This window comes from Ensifer sp. 2TAB8 (assembly GCF_052115125.1).
Taxonomy (GTDB): Bacteria; Pseudomonadota; Alphaproteobacteria; order Rhizobiales; family Rhizobiaceae; genus Ensifer.
Genome location: NZ_JBFRGB010000012.1, coordinates 37,229 through 53,065 on the forward strand (window position 1 = coordinate 37,229; position 15,837 = coordinate 53,065).

Consider the following 15,837-nt stretch of genomic DNA (forward strand, 5'->3'; position numbering starts at 1 on the left):
GGTTTGTCAGCAGTCTGAGAAACGGCCCCGATCGGGGCCGTTTCTTTTCGCTGTGTGCCTCACGGTCTCTTACATCGGCCCGGGCATCATCTTGGTCGGCTTCTCCAGCATCGGAAAATCGGCCCTGCTGCATTTCACCTTCGGGTTCGTCGGACTGAACATGCCGTTCGGGTTGTCCGTGAACAGCCAGGCGTGAAGATCGTAGTGCACGAACTCCTTCGGGATCAGCGGGTAGTGTCCCTCCATCGGCCCCATGAATTTCTGGCCGAACAGGCTTGGGGCTTCCTTGACGTCCGGCGTCAACGGCACCAGCCATTCCACGCCGACCAGTTTCAAGCCCTTCTTCGTCGGCTCGTAGATCAGGACGTTGGGCTTCATCGGGTCGAGCTTCTGGCCGATACTTGGGACGTTGACGAAATGGATGCCCATGGCGCCCTTCGGATAGTCCATCGCGCCGGCTATCTTCTCGCCGCTGTAGTAGACGCAGCCGACGGTCGACAGATAGAGGTCGCGCACAGCGGCCGTGTAGTCCTCATACTTGGCCAGCGATTTCTTCAAGGCTTCGAGGTCGGCCTTGCTCGTATCTTCGGCCCGCGCCGTAGCGGCGCCAAGCCATGCCCCCAAAAGACCGGTTAAAACGAGGACGCCGCAGCGCCCAAGGCGAGCTGTTCTTGTCATGCATTCCTCCCAGATATGATCTGGCCGTGCAAGACCGAGGCGGAGAATGCAATTGCGCGGCCCGTTGTGCTCGCCCCATCCCCTCTGGAACGGCACCAATGCTACTCTTTTCCCTGGTGTTGGAAAAGTATCAATTAGAACAAGCTAATGGACTAAGACTTTTGACCTAAAGCGCGTCGCGCTGAAACGAATTCAAGCGACGCGCTTCAGTCTTTGTTTTGATGCATGTCGCCCAAAACCGCTGCGTACTTTTGGGCGACATGCATTAATTTGCCGTCGCGCAAAAACACAAACGGCCTCGGCTGACCGGATCAGTATCGCCGACAGTAGTTGACGATCGAAGGTGCGTCTGCCCCAGGTAGGTGCCAAGATTGTTGATCAGCTCGTATAGCCGCCTGATTTTGCCGGGGGCGTCGCGAAATCCGGCATGGCGTTCTATCTGAAGGACGGAAAGCTGGCGGCTGCCCATAACTACATCGATGTCGAGCTCTATTCGGTGAAGGCCGACAAGGCTTTGCCGGCTGGCAGTCACAATGTGACGATGGCCTTTGTGTATGACGGAGCGAAGGAATACGGCAAAGGCGGCACCCTGAAACTGCTGGTCGACGGAAAAGAGGCCGCCAGCGGCAAGATCGAAAAGACGACGCCATTCAAGTATTTGCTTTCCGAAAACCAGGATATCGGCAGCGATACAGGCACGCCCGTCACCTATGACTACACGACGCCGTCCAACTTTGAAGGGGCGCTCAAAGAGGTCAAGGTTGAATTGCAACCCTGAAAACAATGCGGCTGGCCGACAGACCAAGCGCGGGCGAGGCCTGTTTCTTCAGCGGCCAGCTGCTTTCGTCGCCGAAGAAGGAGCAACTGGTCCTGAACTGGACAGGGTTTGCATTCCAGAACGATGGCGACGTGGGTATGAAACGCGAGTGAGCAAGATGATGGCAGTGATCCACCCTGTTCGCAAAATTTGGCCTTGCCCACACATGGCTTTCTGCGAAAATTTCAAACCAATCCGCAACCCTGGGGCGCTCCAAAATGACAGCCGAACGAGACCTTTCCTCGTGAATTCGGGACGCGCTGCCTGATCACGCAATGCACCTCGACGTCGTTCGTGAAGAAGTGAAAAGCAATTCTCGCGTCACGGCGGGCTAGGCCCTGGTCGTCGAGCCACTTCAGCACGAGCCCGACATCGTGGTCATGCTGCAGCATGCCCGAACCATGGAAGTCAGCCTCGGACGTATAGGTCTCGGCCGCATACCGCCATTCGTCGTTAAGCCGCGTATAGAGGTGCATGCGGCTGGTGTTCAGCCAGACGAAGAACGGTTCGTTCGCCTGTTTTGCGGATCCCATGAAATCGAGCGCCTTTGGGAGACCTCGCCGGCGTCGAAGTTCTTCATGCGCTCCTGGATGAGCGGACCGGTGTCCTCAATCGTTTGCTTGCCGACGCGCCCGAAACGGGGGTCTTCGGTCGGATCGTCCTTGTTACTCACCTTGCAATGGAGGACGCCCCTTGTTCCGAAGCGCTTCTCGTAGTCCTCGATGTTGCCCGAGAATGCCTTGCCGAAACGTTGGTAGTCCCGTTGCTCGGACTCTTCCTGCGTATTGAGGTGGTATGGCAACCAAATCTCCGCTTCCCGACGGTTTGACCGCCTTCTTTCAGTCCGTTCGTCCGCCAGGGACTGCGCTGACAAGCTAGCCGACATTTACCACTGATAACTCAAGGCGCCGCCCTGTGTTGCTTACTTAGTAGTCGAGCATTACGTCGATTGTGCCGCGGAGGCTAGGCTGTCCCTGGTTGCGAATTATGTGTGACTGTGGGCGGCGCTGGCCGCGCATTCATTCCCAAGCCGAGAATGGAACGGCCGACGCTTCAATTCCGCTGAAGGCGAAGGATAGGGGCGAGCGTCTTGACTGGGGCCGGAAACGGACTGGCGGCTTTCCGGCTTCGCAACGAAGATATAAGACGTTCAACCTGCCGGGTCGGGCTCGTGAGCCCAAACGGTCATTTGTTTCCACTCACGCCCCATGGCAGCTGGTCCAGCCACTGTAGTGGCTGCGTCCCAATCTCATTCTGCGCAAATAAGCAGCTATTCGTGGGTGGCGACCGATTTCTGGTGGGTTTGATCTGGAGCAAGTCGCTTCAGACCAGCGTACGCTACTTTTTAGACTGAGTTTGCCTCAGTGGGGGAGCCTAATCTGGACGGAGCCCGCCAATGAAGTCTCAGCGGATCGTTGTTCGCCACTATGGCGGACCTGAAGTTCTGGAGATCGTGGAGGAAGACGCGCCCCATCCGGTATCAGGTGAGCTGCGGGTGCGAACAATCGCCGCTGGCGTCTCCTTCGCAGAGCTATTGATGCGGGAGGGGATTCATCCGGAAAAGACGACCCTGCCATTCACGCCAGGATGGGACATTATAGGCGTCGTTGACGAGGCCGGAGAGGGAGCGTCCCATTCGATGGTTGGTAAAATGGTTGCGGCGCTGCCCATTCATGGTGGCTACGCCCAGTTCATCTGCCTGCCGGAAGATGAACTCACTCCGGTTCCAACTGGTGTTGATCCCGCCGAGGCAGTTAGCCTCGTGCTGAACTACGTTACGGCCTATCAGATGATGCATCGGCTTGGGCATGCCTCACCGGGACAACGGGTCCTTATTCATGGCGCGGCCGGCGGAGTGGGCACGGCTCTCCTGCAACTTGGTCGCCTGGCAGGTCTGGAGATGTATGGGACTGCATCTCTTGCAACTCATCAGATCGTATCCGATCTCGGGGCCACGCCGATCGACTACGAGCGGGCCGACTTCGTCAAAGAGATCCATCGCCTGACAAACGACGGCGTGGATGTCGTCTTCGACGGGGTCGGCGAAGCCAATGTCTGGCGTTCGTTTCGGACTCTGAGGCCTGGTGGCCGCGTCATAGCCTATGGCTTCACTTCATTTTTGCAGAAGGGCCAACTGGCCGGGGGCCTACGTTATCGTCTACGGGGGATATTGCGACCTGCGTGGTACGCGGTCCGCGCTTTCGTTTCACCAGGCCGACGACGCATACTCCCTTACAGCATACAATATTTGAAGCGGTGGAAGCTCGCTTGGTTCCGCGAAGATCTCGGCGCCTTACTCGAGCTGCTTCGCGACGGGAAGATCAAGCCGATGGTGGCCGAGCGGATGCCCTTGACCGAGGCTCGTCGCGCCCAGGAGCTGCTCGGTCTGGGAGGCGTCAAAGGCAAGCTCGTGCTGATCTGCAACTCACGCCCGACAAGGATTACCGAGCTAGAGCAGAGCTTTTGAAACGTGAAGGGCCGCCTCCGGCGTCGGGCTTGATCGCTTCAATGACTGCTTCGCGGCGCACTGCCTCCTTGAGCCCCCCGAAAGGATGGCGTCGGTCATGTGCCGAACGCGTTCGGCTGAGGGCCTAAGGGCAGTGTCCGCAGATGCGAAATCGAAGGCGGCTGCAGCGATCGCGGCGGAAAGATAAGTGAGGCGTCGGCTCCGCGAGCGGCGGCGGAACCAGGATATGTGCCAGCAGCGTCTACTTTAAGGATGAAGCGAAGTCCGCTTTAACGGCCGAACTGAGGGCGCAATGCTGTCGTGGGCCTAAGCGTGGACGCGCCCCTTACGGGCCGTACAGAATTGTGCTTCCACGAGCCCTGCGAGCCTTGTTGCTGTGATGTTCACCCTTTGGGCCAAAATGATCGCATAATGTATCGACTGGATTCGTCGATCGACCGCGCAAGGCGGACCTTAGATCGCTTTGCGGCAGGGAACTTAGTCGGCTGAACGACGGGTTGGTTGCATGTTCCTTTTTATCATCCGCGTCGGCCCTATGGTTGGGTTCGAAGATAGAGATTCGTTGAGGACTTATCGTGCATGGCAAACACGAGGTGATCGCTGAACGAAATGCGCAGCCGCAAAACGCTGCGATCGTCCCGGTCCGTCTCAGCCGATGATTGTTCGCCCGCAAGGAATTTGGCCTGATCTTTGTCGGGCAGCTCAGCCCAAAATCCGTCGGAGGCAAGCAGAAGCGTCCCCGAAAACTCGTCGCGTTCGAGGATGTCGGGGGGCTCGAACGCCCGAGAGCGGAAGCTTTTCGTCAGCAGGTGTCGGGTGGGGGATTGTGCGATGACCTTCAGGGGCATCTCGGCCAGAGCATTAGTCAAAGTATGCGGGCTGGTTTGCCAGGCGATGACATCGTTCGTGTCGAGTTCCCCGAGCACACAATCACCGGAATTAAAGACGGTGATGGAATTGCGCCCTTTCGCATGGATGAGGAGGACGCTGGCGGACCCTCTTGGAAACTGCTCGCGCAAGTTCTCATGCAATTGCCTGAGAACATTCACCATCAGATCAGCGGTTATCGCCTCGGCGGTTTCGACAAACCAGTCCACCAGCATCTGTACGATTGCCCGGGCGTAGCCACCGTTGGCTGCACCGTTCGTGGACCCGTCCACCACGACGCCCAAGAACTCATTCTGGCGCATGCCGAACCCAGCATGATCGCGATTGTCGGAGGTCCGGGTGCCTTGTTGAGTTAGCCAGAGGGCTTCAATGTCCATGTATGACACCATCCGCACTATGGCTTATTGCGACGAACCGATCCCGCACGATATCGACGCGACCGGCGGGACCACGGATGTTGCCTTCAAGGAAGTCATCGAAGTCACGGTGCTCCAGCAGCGTGCGAAATTGGCCGGCTATGAATTCCCGAACGTCGTCCTCTGTTGTGGTGATTTCGTCGAAGAGGCTTTCTCTTCCGTCGATGATAAGAAGGATGTCTTCCGCATCCCGGCTCATGAAAAGATCATTGTTTCCGCGCCCGGCAAAGGCTTCGAGCTTCGTCGCAAGAAACAACGCCGGCGTCAGCACCTGGATGGATAGGTCTTCTGAAAGCTGATGTTTCGTCGCCGTTTCGATGCCTTTCGCGTACCAGCGATTGCTGAAGCCGAGGATCTCTTCGTCGTCGGGCATGAAATCGACTTTGAGAGCACCAAGACGCATCCGGCATATCACCTCCTCGTCAGCCGCCTCCATAAAACCGCGCTGTCGAAGCTCTTCCTGGAGGTGCGCCCAGCCCGCTTGGCCTGTCAGATCAACGATGAGATCAATGTCATCGGTGGCGCGAACATCCTCGAGCGTTACGGGATCGGTGATGAATAGCGCGGTAGTACAGCCGCCGACGAAGACCAGGCGCTCACGCAGGTCCTCGCCTAGTGCGGCTGCAACGGCTTTGAGCATTTCTAGCAATTGAGCGCGGATCGCTGTCATTTACTCATGATCTTCGACTTGAGGTGATCGGTGGCGAGACCGACTTCCCGCTGGTTCCCGAGCCTAATCGCATCTACCAGTGCCAGGGACTCATATAGTCGCTCGTCTTTCAAAGCGGCCTCCGGCACGCTTTTGAAAAGGGGATCGACCGCTTGACCCATCTCTCGTCCAGCGGAGTAGGGCCAGACGTAGTTATAGGTCCCGCCGCTGACGAGAAGCTCTTGAAGCATCGGCGCAGCAAACGCGGTGGGGACGCCGCGTTGTATCGGCCCTACCTGTGCGGGAAACACGAACCTAAGGCCATGGGTGATGAACTCGAAAAGGTTTCGCCGATGTGGCCGTGGTTGATTAGTGCGACTATCTTTCCGCGCGATCCCGGAAGCGACGCTTCTCTTGATCGACTGCGCGATTTCGGTTTTGCTAATCCCGAGCAGAGCTTCAAGGTTTCGCACCGAATATGGGTCGCCCCCGAGAGATTCAGATCGCAGTTGATCTGTGCCCTTTGTGAGTTCCTGGTCTTGCAGGCTAAGCAGCTTCAGCAGGACGATTATGTCTTGGCTCTTCATGGTTGGTGTCCTCTGTCCTAGGACTGAGGACACTAAGCACGAACTTTCCCGCTTTGTCAAAGACAGAGTGGCCGAGATTTTAAGCATTGACAAACAGGGCGCGTAATCGAGTTGGCTACTACCGAGATAGCTGGTCGATTCCGTTCAAGGCGAAGAGGAAGAACCGAAGAACGGGCTTTTCTATTGCAACGCGATTGATCAGTAGTGGTCAATCGCGTGTGGCGAAATTTCTAGTTGCGAACTATGCGTCCCTGTCGGTATCCAGGTTACATCGCCCAAATCATCGGGCACGCTGGGGGCATATGACGAGATACAGTCCGTTCCATTCGAACTCCGAGGCGACGCTCAAGGCCGCCGCCGTATGGTTCGACCGTTGCCTGAAGGTTGATGGCTCTCTTTTCACCGAAGAGCCGCTTTGGACAAGCGAAACACTGTCCGAAGCCGATAGTTGTTTCAACGGTCGTCCAGATGGCAGCAAGGACAGCTTTCATGTCAAGCTCGAGCGCCAGTTTCACGATGCGTCGCCGACCACCTGCAAGCTGCTGGCGGAGATGCTTTGGATTTTGAACCTTTTTCCAACGAACATGGGGCCGGATGCCAAGCGGCGGCCAATCTTGACCGCATGGGGATGGTCAGGAGACGCCCTTTCGGGCGCCCTAGCCGATGAGTTGATGACCGACGACGTTTTGCGTGGCCTTGGTTCAGCTGGTCCCGGCTTCATGAACCACAAACCGCGTGAGCTTCGGTTCCTAATCAAGGCCATGATCGCGTTGAAGGCCATGGAGTCATCCGAGCGCAAAGATATCTTGAGCGACCCCTGGGCTTTTGCGGAGTGGATCGACGGAGTGCCGGACGAAGGCTACCGGCAACTACGGCACATCTTGCCGCATCTCATGTTCCCCGACGAATTCGAACGGATTGCGAGCCCCGGGCACGTCCGAAAAATCCTTCTAGAACTCGGCGGCATGGATCGCCAGACCCTTCGACGCATGTCGAAGGTGGAGCAGGATCGCGGGCTTTTGACTGTCCGGCACAACCTTGAGCGGGAGCGCGGTGGTCCAATCGATTTCTACCAGCCGGATATCAAAGAAGTGTGGCTGAAGGAGCAGGAGGTCGAGGAGTCCGCCACGAGCGAGGCCTTGGCGGCCGATGCTCCCACGTTCGTCAGCAAAGTCGCCGCTCCACTTAATCAAATCCTCTACGGACCACCTGGTACTGGCAAGACCTACCGTGTCGTCGATCGGGCCTTGGCTGTCCTTGACCCCGAATTCGCTGCCAAATGGGAGAACGATCGCGACGCACTGAAGGAGCGTTTCGATGATCTCGTCGCCGAGGGGCTCATTCGCTTTGTGACCTTCCATCAGAGCTTCAGCTACGAAGAGTTTGTCGAAGGATTGCGAGCCGAGACGACTCCGGAGGGTGCAATCCGCTACCACGTGCAGGACGGTATATTCAAAGCACTCTGCCAGCCGTCAGACGATCGCGCGCGTATCCCGGTCGGTGAGCGCTTCTCCAGCGGCTATGTGGTCACGAGGGCAACACCAGAGATCCTCTGGCTCGAAAAGCCAAACGGTTCGAGCCTGCCGCTTCCGTGGGAACTGCTTGATGAACTCGCAGGATTGGTTCGTCAGGGCCGCATCTCGATCGCGGATATTCGCGACAAGCTCATATTTGATCGGGTGCCTGAGAGCCGTCTCGAGAAGTTCCTTGTGAATGGCTACAACAACATCATCCCGCTGATCGTTGAGCGGCTGGTTGCGAGCGACGTGAGGACGGGAGATCACGAGCGCAAGAAGGTGCTGATCATCGATGAGATCAACCGAGGCAACATCTCCAAGATCCTTGGCGAGCTCATCACGCTGATAGAACCATCTAAGCGGCTCGGCGCTGACGAAGCGCTGACGACGATGCTGCCCTATTCCAAAACTCCCTTCGGAGTTCCGATTGGCGTACACATTATCGGCACGATGAACACAGCGGATCGGTCTTTGGCCTCGATCGACATGGCATTGCGCAGGCGCTTCGTGTTCGAGGAAATCGAGCCCCAACCGGAAACCTTGGACGAGATCGAGCTTGCTGGAGTTAACATTGGCTCGTTGCTAAGTGTTATGAACGCTCGCATCGAGGCATTGCTCGACCGGGAACACAGGCTAGGCCACGCCTATTTCCTGCACCTTGAGGCTGCGGACGACGTCAGCCAGCTGAAACAGCTTTTCTCTCGGCGTATTCTGCCCTTGTTGAAGGAGTATTTCTTCGACGATTGGCAGCGGATACGTCTCGTCTTGAATGATCACCGAAAGCCGGATCCGGCAGATCGATTTATCGTCGAGAGTGCTGATGGCTCCATATCACTTTTCGGGGCGGGCGAGGTTTCTGTTCCAACAAACAAAGTCTGGCGGTTGAACGCGGAAGCTCTGAACAGACCATCGGCCTATAAGCAAATCATCGGTTAGCTGTCGTGCTGACGGTCAGGGAGTTTGCCAGGCTTACGATTGACGAGGTTGCCGGGTCGATGGACCAGGCGACTATTCCCGTGAGCGCGTTCGAATGGCTCGCCCGTCACGGGCGCGATCGGGGAGGGGCGCCATCGCTTGTGAAACTCGAGGGGCCGCGAACCCTTAAGCTTCGCAACTATGTCGGCGTGGTGGAGACGCCGTGCGGAACTCGAATTGAAATCCTGCCAAAGCATATTGGCTCGTCGGAGGGAGTGGGACAAGCCCGCCGCCTCCTGTTCAGAATGATCTCCGAAGCGCTGAACCTCACGCCCAGGATCGGAGGTGGGGCCACGATCGAGGCGTTCGATCTCCCGATGACGGAGTGGTTGGCTGCGAGCTTCCTGGCGAAGGCGCTCGAACTGGCCAGGCGGGGCCCACGCCAGGCGTATTGTCTTGTCGAAGCGCGAGAGCCATTCCTTCGAGGCAAGCTCGATTTAAATCGCCAGCTTCGTGCGGCAGCAGGCGGCGCCCACGTGTTTCACATCACGCACGATGTCTATTCGCTGGATAGGCCCGAAAACCGTCTCATTCGTTCGGCCATCGAACACGTCGCCCGGCGATCGATCTCAAGTGATAACTGGCGTCTGGCGCGCGAGCTTTCGGTCTTGTTCGCCGACATTCCGGAAAGCCGAAATATTCAAGCGGACCTTAAATGCTGGGGACGCGACCGCCATTTGGCTGACTATGCCGATATCAGGCCGCTGTGCGAGCTTCTACTGACACATCGGCTACCATTCGCGCTGGCCGGAGACTATCACGGCGTGAGCATGCTGTTTCCGATGGAGCGCCTATTTGAGCGCTACGTGCTGGGCTCGCTGCGGATGGTTGCGCCCGATGATTTTGAGATCCATCCCCAGCATGGTGCCATGCATCTTTGCTCGCATGAGGGAGAGGATTGGTTTCAGATGAAACCGGATATCCTCGTTAAGAACGGCGACGAACGATGGATCATCGACGCCAAGTGGAAACGGCTGAGCACTGATCGCGACAAAAACTATGAACTGAGCCAAGCCGATTTCTATCAGCTCTTCGCGTACGGGCAAAAGTACCTTGGTGGCGCCGGTGAGATGTTTCTTGTCTATCCGGCAGTGCCCGATTTTCCGATGATGCAGGCACCGTTCAAACTGTCAGATAGACTCCTGTTGCATGTTTTGCCGTTCGACTTGGAGCAACGGGAAGCTCGCTACACGTTTCTCGCAAGCTGAAGCTGATGGCGCGCTCGTGGTCATATAGGATCAGGGTTTCGTTGCCGGCCTAGCGATGGTTTGGAACATCTCAATATGTTGATGCTACACGATTCCGAGGATTGCTATTCTGGGCATATCGAACGTGGCTTTAGGTAACTTATTCTCTGGCCGGGCGCGTACATATCGCCCCAGTTTCCTTGCGAGATTATTCTCTTCGAGGAGCTGGAAGCTGATTCTAGACCCTAGGCGATCAGACTCTGCCCGGTTGCGTCAGGATGGCGATCAAGAACTCCGCTGCCTCGATATTGTGTCGCTCTCCACCAGCAAGGCTCTACTCTGGCATACCGTCGAGATCAGATCACGGAGCAGAACAGATATCCTGTCGGGGCTAAGTGGTGAATCGGCCGCGCAGCTCGTCGCAGACGTGCGTGCTTTCATCAACACCTACCTCTTCAGCCTTATAGGCACAGAAAGAGAGCGCTTGTTCGATGTGGACGTCAAGATTCGGGAGATCACAGAGGGCAACCGACAATATCTCGCGCAAGCCGATTTAGGTCGAGCTATTGCAAGCGTTCCCGGCAATGCCGCCGCTGCCCTCTCGCACCCGCTTCTCGATCCGCAACTGATGCCGGTCGGCCTTAAAAACTCTCTCCCGGCTTCGTTCGCCATGTTGACCGATCCGGGCGTTCGCCACGCCTACAATGAAGCCTTCGTCATCTCCGAGCTGCACAAGTTCCAGCTCTTCTTCGATGATCTCGACGCGCGCTCCCTATCCGACCAGCAGCGCGAAGCCTGCATCCGTCTCGAAGACAACAATTTGCTCGTTGCTTCCGCCGGATCCGGCAAATCGGCGACCATGGTCGGCAAGGTCGCCTATGTGTTGGAAAAGAAGCTCTACCGTCCAGACGAGATTTTGCTGCTGGCCTTCAATAAGAGCGCTGCCGATGAATTGAAGGTCAGGATTGCACAACAGCTTCAGGTCGAGGAAAGCGCGCTGGAGTGCCGCGTCACCACGTTTCATGCGTTGGGGCGCGGTATCATTGAAGACGTTGAGGGGCRCCCGCCCCAGCTTGCGAACTGGGTAGACCACCCTGGCGGAGAGACCAGAGTACTGGAAGAGATTATCCGCGGTCTTGTCGAGGCGGACCTGGAGTTTGCCAGAATGTGGACCGACCTGTTGATTGTTCATCCTAAAGCGGACATCCCCGCCACCGTTTTCGACACTGACGCAGATTTTCGCCGCTATACATCGGACCGGGTCAGAAAGGGCGCGGCCAATATCGGATCGCTTCCCGGGGTCATCGTCAAATCGCTGCAAGAGCAAAAGATCGCCAACTGGTTATGGCTGCATACCGTCGCCTTCCAATATGAGCGGCAGATTGAGATCAAGAATGGCGACGGTACCCGCCTGCACGTGCATCCTGATTTCTACTATCCGCTGACCGACACGGTACACGAGCATTTCGCGCTCAATACGGACGGGAGCTCGCCTTTCGCAGACTATGCCCAGCACGCGGAGACCAAACGTCAGGCCTATCGCCGGAAAGGAATAGATTTCTTCGAGACGACCTCGGCGCAAGCTATCAGCGAAACGATGCTGAGCACGCTTGAAGCGGAACTGACGCGCCGCGCCATCCCGTTCGAGCGAAAGAGCTACAAGGAGATCATCAAAACGCTCGAGCCGGTGGTGATCAAGCATTACCACAAGCTCATTTCGACCTGTATCAAGCACATTCGCGCCAGCCACCTTACGCTGGAAATGCTGATCGAGCGCGCCAAAGCCCTTCATGACAAGGAACGTGCAAAACTCTTCGCGCGTGTCGTATGGATGATCACGTCTGAATATTCCCGCAAACTCGACGAATCCCAACGGATCGATTTCGACTCGATGATCGCCGATGCTGTAAGGCTGGTTCAGACGGGCCGGTATGTGAGCCCTTATTCTCTGATCCTCGTCGACGAGTTTCAGGATATCTCCGAGCCGCGCGCTAACCTCATCAAGGCGCTTAAACAGCAGAAGGCGTTCAGTAAGGTGTTTGCGGTGGGAGACGACTGGCAGTCGATCTACCGCTTTGCAGGCTCTGACATCACGATCTTCACTCAATTCGAGGCGAACTTTGGTGCCAGTTGGATGGGGCGCCTTGAGCAGACTTATCGCTGCAACCAGCTCATTGCGGAGACAGCTGCGAAATTCGTCCAACGCAATCCGGAACAGATCAGGAAATCGGTGCGGTCGATACGTGCTGCGGTTCCTCGCTCCATAAGGGTGATCCCCATCGAAGGCAAAGGTGACAAGCCCGACTTCGGATGGGCGTGTCATCGCCTTCTCGAGCGGCTCGACATGTTTTTGGAGGACATTGCCTCCAAATGGCGGACCGAACCAGGCATTAAGCTCAAGGTCATGGTGCTATGGCGTTACAACCACGTCGATCCGTTCCGTGAAAGCGTACCGACGTTCACAAACATCGAGGTTTCCGGCCAATCTTTTCATCGGGCGAAGGGACTCGAAGCGGACTATACGATCCTGCTTGATGTCAGCGAGGGCAACTATGGTGTGCCGAGCCGCATCGAGGACGATGAACTGCTCAACTTGGTGATTCCTCGCCCCGAAACGTTCGCGTACGCTGAAGAAAGGCGCCTGTTCTACGTCGCGCTAACACGTGCCAGCCGAGGCGTTTTCCTCGTCACGGACAGCCGCCAGCCATCACGATACATCCGGGAGCTCTGCGAGATCGCCGGCGATCAGGTCCGGTTCGAGACGACCGAAGGGACCGCCCTGCGGCAATGTCCCACCTGCCTCGTGGGGCAGATCGTCGAGATACGCAATCGGGACGGTTCGGTGTTTTGTGGGTGTAATCAGTTTCCCGATTGCAGTCGAACTGAGCGAGGTCCTGTGCGATCAGCGCCGAAACTTCGAAGAAGACGTTAAGGCGCGGCAGCTGTGCCTTCAACCTTGAGCGAAGGGCTTGTTCATTCGATGTTCCTGTTTTGTGCGTCTGGGATCGCATAATGTATCGACTGGCACCCGCCCTCGCGGCCCAACCCTCTGTCCACCATGAGAGACGGCTATCGTTCGCTCAGCGTTCAGTTTCGCGCATTGGCAGATGGATAAAGCGAAGCCCCTGCCTTTTCAGCGGCTGCCCGCAGACGTTTGTCTCGGGTCCACAAGGCCGCTCGCCGATCAAGGAGAATTGAGGCCAGCAAGTGGGCATCTGTGTAGCCAATACCCATACTGAAAATGGCGTGGCGATCAATCATCATCATGACTTCGTCGTGGGTTGCAACGAACGCTTCACGTTGAGCCGCCAGAAAAGCTATCACGCTGCCTCGATCCCGAAGGCTGCCAAGTGCCAATTCACCAATTACAGCCGGATGGCAGAGGAGACGATCGTCCTCAATAATCGCACGTAACTCTGCATCGCCGTGCCGGAAATGATCGATCCAGATGGAGGTGTCAGCAAGTATCACTTGGCCGCTGCGCTCCGGCGGCGCGGGGCTGCCTCCGCATCCGGCATAGTTCCCCCGAGCGCGATGAGGCGTTTTCCCGACTCAACACGAACAAGCGTCTCCAGCGCTTGGCGAACCAGAGCGGCGGTTTCTTTTGTGCCGGTTAGGGACCTAGCCCTTTCCATGAGCGTGTCGTCGAGATTGATAGTCGATCGCATCGTTGGCTTCCTGAGTTCGATGCTTACAAATAGCACCATTTGGTGATGAAATCCACGCCTAATCCGCGCTCTGAAAGATCCCTCCTGGACGTGCAAGCCAGGAACGCGGACATGTTTGCCCGTCGTGGAACCCTAGCGTAAAGACATCCCTGGAACTCACTATAAGAAGGGGTCGCGGGTTCGCTTCCTTTCAAGAGCTGCGTTCTTTCCGTTTGTTCAAGGCTGGTAGGCCTGGCGATGCGATCGAAATATGCACAAATTTGCTTTTGCTTCTCTTCTGATCAGATACCCCTCATAGAGGACCAGCTGGGTCAGTTCCGGCGACCAATCAGCGAAAGCGGCACTTGCATGGCCTGTGGCTTCCCTCATGCCGCAATCTGACATGCCACCCACTTCTGGTTTCGAGTTTCAATCAGCCGCCACGTAGATTTCAAATAGTCACGTCTTGGCTTTCAATTGGTCATTGCTGTAGTTTCAAACAGTCATCAAAGGAATGAAGCTGTGGCGCTGTATCCAAGGCTCGTTGAGCAACGCGTTGCCGACGCCATGTCAGACACGCGAGTCGTACTGATCGTAGGTCCCAGACAATCAGGAAAAACGACGTTGGCTAAGAAATGGCCAACGAGGGGATGGAGTATTACACGCTGGATAATGCAACGATCCTGGACGCAGCGCGACAGGATCCAGTTGGCTTTGTAAGAGGTATGGATCGCGCCATCATCGATGAAATTCAGCGCGCGCCCGAACTGCTGTTGGCCATCAAGGAAAGCGTGGATACCGACCAGCGCCCAGGGCGGTTCCTTCTGACCGGCTCAGCCAATCTCATGACGTTGCCACGCGTGGCAGACTCGCTCGCAGGGCGAATGGAGGTCGTTCGATTGCTGCCGCTTGCGCAAAGCGAGATCAGAACCGCCGGCAGCAGCTTCCTGCGCGACGCGTTTCAAAACGAAGCCAAGGCCGGAGAGCCATTCTTCGGAGACGACCTTATGGCTGCGGTTCTGGCCGGTGGATATCCCGAGGCGCTGGCCCGCAAAACCTTGAACCGCAGACAGGACTGGTATGCGGATTATATCCAGGCGATCGTTCAACGCGACGTTCGCGATGTCGCGCAAATCGAGCAGATTGCTCAAATGCCGCGCCTGCTACGCATTCTGGCAGAGCATTCGGGACAGCTCGTGAACTATTCTGGAATTGGCGCGGCCATTGGGATGAACCACATCACAACGAAAAAATATGTCGGCATCTTCGAGAGCCTGTTCCTCGCTCGAACCGTACAACCCTGGTTTTCGAACAAACTGAAACGCCTCACGAAAACACCGAAAATACATTTCCTCGATTCTGGTCTTCTCGCATCCCTTCGTGACCTCTCTCTCGACCGCCTCCACGACGACAGGGGTCAGTTCGGGGCATTGCTGGAGACGTTCGTTTTTGCCGAGATCCTTAAACTCGCCAGCGGCGGGCAAACCCGTTTCGAGTTTTCGCATTTTCGAGACAAGCAGCAGAACGAAGTCGATATCGTCATCGAAGATACAAGGGGGCGGATCGTCGGTATCGAAATAAAGGCGGCAGCATCCGTCTCGAATTCCGATTTTTCCGGATTGCGAATTTTGGCCGAAGCATCCGGAGAACGGTTTGTTTCGGGCATGGTCTTGTATGACCACCACAAAGTGGTCCCTTTCGGAGAACGTTTGTCCGCTGTGCCAATATCGGCGTTGTGGCGGTAGCGCGTGAGAATTTCGCTCAGTCTTCAGACCCGAGCATTCTTGAGACTTCCAAGGTCTCGATAACCAATAGGCCTCAGGTTCGATTCCCTTCAAGGCGAAGGATCCTGTGATCCGCAGCCGCCCGGTTGAGAGAACCTCGTCGTGTCTTTTAGGTCGCGACGAGGTCAATGCCTGATCGTCGCCGTGGCGACGCGGCAGTGTCACGCAACGAGGTTCGAAATCCGGCAACTTGACCCAATTCGATTTGTTTGATGTTCGCAGCTT

At 56.6% G+C, this 15,837-nt stretch carries 13 protein-coding genes and 1 pseudogene; 6 read left to right on the forward strand and 8 right to left on the reverse strand.

All coding sequences use genetic code 11. From position 1 onward, the window contains the following. Positions 1 to 69 precede the first annotated feature (69 nt). Entirely contained in the window at positions 70 to 678 is a 609-nt protein-coding gene (locus tag AB4Z53_RS19825; RefSeq protein WP_441597394.1) for a hypothetical protein, read from the reverse strand. Between the two features lie 427 nt (positions 679 to 1,105). Between AB4Z53_RS19825 and AB4Z53_RS19830 the strand changes: the two genes are divergently transcribed. Continuing rightward, a complete protein-coding gene (locus AB4Z53_RS19830; protein ID WP_441597564.1) occupies positions 1,106 to 1,456 on the forward strand; it encodes a hypothetical protein in 351 nt (116 codons plus the stop codon). A 224-nt stretch (positions 1,457 to 1,680) separates the two neighbouring features. Here the strand turns inward: AB4Z53_RS19830 and AB4Z53_RS19835 are convergent, their stop codons facing one another. Next, a complete protein-coding gene (locus AB4Z53_RS19835; protein ID WP_441597396.1) occupies positions 1,681 to 2,028 on the reverse strand; it encodes a hypothetical protein in 348 nt (115 codons plus the stop codon). Further along, on the reverse strand, positions 1,983 to 2,297 hold the full coding sequence (locus tag AB4Z53_RS19840; protein ID WP_441597398.1) for a hypothetical protein: 315 nt from the start codon (positions 2,295 to 2,297) through the stop codon (positions 1,983 to 1,985). Before AB4Z53_RS19840 ends, AB4Z53_RS19835 begins: the two co-directional genes overlap by 46 nt. 594 nt (positions 2,298 to 2,891) lie before the next feature. Here AB4Z53_RS19840 and AB4Z53_RS19845 point away from each other — a divergent pair. Beyond that, complete coding sequence (locus AB4Z53_RS19845; RefSeq protein WP_441597400.1) at positions 2,892 to 3,962, forward strand: medium chain dehydrogenase/reductase family protein; 1,071 nt, start codon at positions 2,892 to 2,894, stop codon at positions 3,960 to 3,962. A gap of 533 nt (positions 3,963 to 4,495) precedes the next feature. Here the strand turns inward: AB4Z53_RS19845 and AB4Z53_RS19850 are convergent. Genes AB4Z53_RS19850 through AB4Z53_RS19860 form a run of 3 tightly spaced genes read right to left on the reverse strand, consistent with a single transcriptional unit; the run spans position 4,496 to position 6,502 of the window. Next, complete coding sequence (locus tag AB4Z53_RS19850) at positions 4,496 to 5,227, reverse strand: hypothetical protein (RefSeq protein WP_441597402.1); 732 nt, start codon at positions 5,225 to 5,227, stop codon at positions 4,496 to 4,498. Then, the gene (locus AB4Z53_RS19855) at positions 5,217 to 5,936 is read right to left on the reverse strand and encodes a hypothetical protein (protein ID WP_441597404.1); all 720 of its coding nucleotides are present in this window, start codon (positions 5,934 to 5,936) and stop codon (positions 5,217 to 5,219) included. The genes AB4Z53_RS19850 and AB4Z53_RS19855 overlap by 11 nt, the downstream gene beginning before the upstream one ends. Beyond that, positions 5,933 to 6,502: a hypothetical protein gene (locus tag AB4Z53_RS19860; RefSeq protein ID WP_441597406.1), complete on the reverse strand. Its 570-nt coding sequence runs from the start codon at positions 6,500 to 6,502 to the stop codon at positions 5,933 to 5,935. The genes AB4Z53_RS19855 and AB4Z53_RS19860 overlap by 4 nt, the downstream gene beginning before the upstream one ends. Positions 6,503 to 6,804: 302 nt before the next feature. Here AB4Z53_RS19860 and AB4Z53_RS19865 point away from each other — a divergent pair, with 302 nt between their 5' ends. From AB4Z53_RS19865 to AB4Z53_RS19875, 3 genes are all read left to right on the forward strand, one after another. Further along, positions 6,805 to 8,955: an McrB family protein gene (locus AB4Z53_RS19865; RefSeq protein ID WP_441597407.1), complete on the forward strand. Its 2,151-nt coding sequence runs from the start codon at positions 6,805 to 6,807 to the stop codon at positions 8,953 to 8,955. Positions 8,956 to 9,014: 59 nt separating this feature from the next. Then, entirely contained in the window at positions 9,015 to 10,202 is a 1,188-nt protein-coding gene (locus AB4Z53_RS19870) for an McrC family protein (RefSeq protein ID WP_441597409.1), read from the forward strand. A 247-nt stretch (positions 10,203 to 10,449) separates the two neighbouring features. After that, positions 10,450 to 13,113 carry a UvrD-helicase domain-containing protein gene (locus AB4Z53_RS19875; RefSeq protein WP_441597411.1) on the forward strand — a complete coding sequence of 888 codons (2,664 nt, stop codon included), beginning with the start codon at positions 10,450 to 10,452 and terminating at the stop codon, positions 13,111 to 13,113. A gap of 155 nt (positions 13,114 to 13,268) precedes the next feature. Here AB4Z53_RS19875 and AB4Z53_RS19880 read toward each other — a convergent pair whose 3' ends face one another. Both AB4Z53_RS19880 and AB4Z53_RS19885 read right to left on the reverse strand, forming a co-directional pair. Next, entirely contained in the window at positions 13,269 to 13,652 is a 384-nt protein-coding gene (locus AB4Z53_RS19880; RefSeq protein ID WP_441597413.1) for a type II toxin-antitoxin system VapC family toxin, read from the reverse strand. After that, entirely contained in the window at positions 13,649 to 13,849 is a 201-nt protein-coding gene (locus tag AB4Z53_RS19885; protein ID WP_017958375.1) for a type II toxin-antitoxin system VapB family antitoxin, read from the reverse strand. Before AB4Z53_RS19885 ends, AB4Z53_RS19880 begins: the two co-directional genes overlap by 4 nt. Positions 13,850 to 14,350: 501 nt before the next feature. Here AB4Z53_RS19885 and AB4Z53_RS19890 point away from each other — a divergent pair. Further along, positions 14,351 to 15,573 (forward strand): annotated as a pseudogene (locus AB4Z53_RS19890) (ATP-binding protein). The last annotated feature ends 264 nt before the right edge of the window (positions 15,574 to 15,837 follow it).

Coding starts and splice junctions, on each gene's coding strand:
- AB4Z53_RS19825 (WP_441597394.1), bottom strand. CDS start 678: ATGACAAGAACAGCTCGCCTTGGGCGCTGCGGCGTCCTCGTTTTAACC.
- AB4Z53_RS19830 (WP_441597564.1), top strand. CDS start 1,106: ATGGCGTTCTATCTGAAGGACGGAAAGCTGGCGGCTGCCCATAACTAC.
- AB4Z53_RS19835 (WP_441597396.1), bottom strand. CDS start 2,028: ATGGGATCCGCAAAACAGGCGAACGAACCGTTCTTCGTCTGGCTGAAC.
- AB4Z53_RS19845 (WP_441597400.1), top strand. CDS start 2,892: ATGAAGTCTCAGCGGATCGTTGTTCGCCACTATGGCGGACCTGAAGTT.
- AB4Z53_RS19850 (WP_441597402.1), bottom strand. CDS start 5,227: ATGGACATTGAAGCCCTCTGGCTAACTCAACAAGGCACCCGGACCTCC.
- AB4Z53_RS19855 (WP_441597404.1), bottom strand. CDS start 5,936: ATGACAGCGATCCGCGCTCAATTGCTAGAAATGCTCAAAGCCGTTGCA.
- AB4Z53_RS19860 (WP_441597406.1), bottom strand. CDS start 6,502: ATGAAGAGCCAAGACATAATCGTCCTGCTGAAGCTGCTTAGCCTGCAA.
- AB4Z53_RS19865 (WP_441597407.1), top strand. CDS start 6,805: ATGACGAGATACAGTCCGTTCCATTCGAACTCCGAGGCGACGCTCAAG.
- AB4Z53_RS19870 (WP_441597409.1), top strand. CDS start 9,015: ATGGACCAGGCGACTATTCCCGTGAGCGCGTTCGAATGGCTCGCCCGT.
- AB4Z53_RS19885 (WP_017958375.1), bottom strand. CDS start 13,849: ATGCGATCGACTATCAATCTCGACGACACGCTCATGGAAAGGGCTAGG.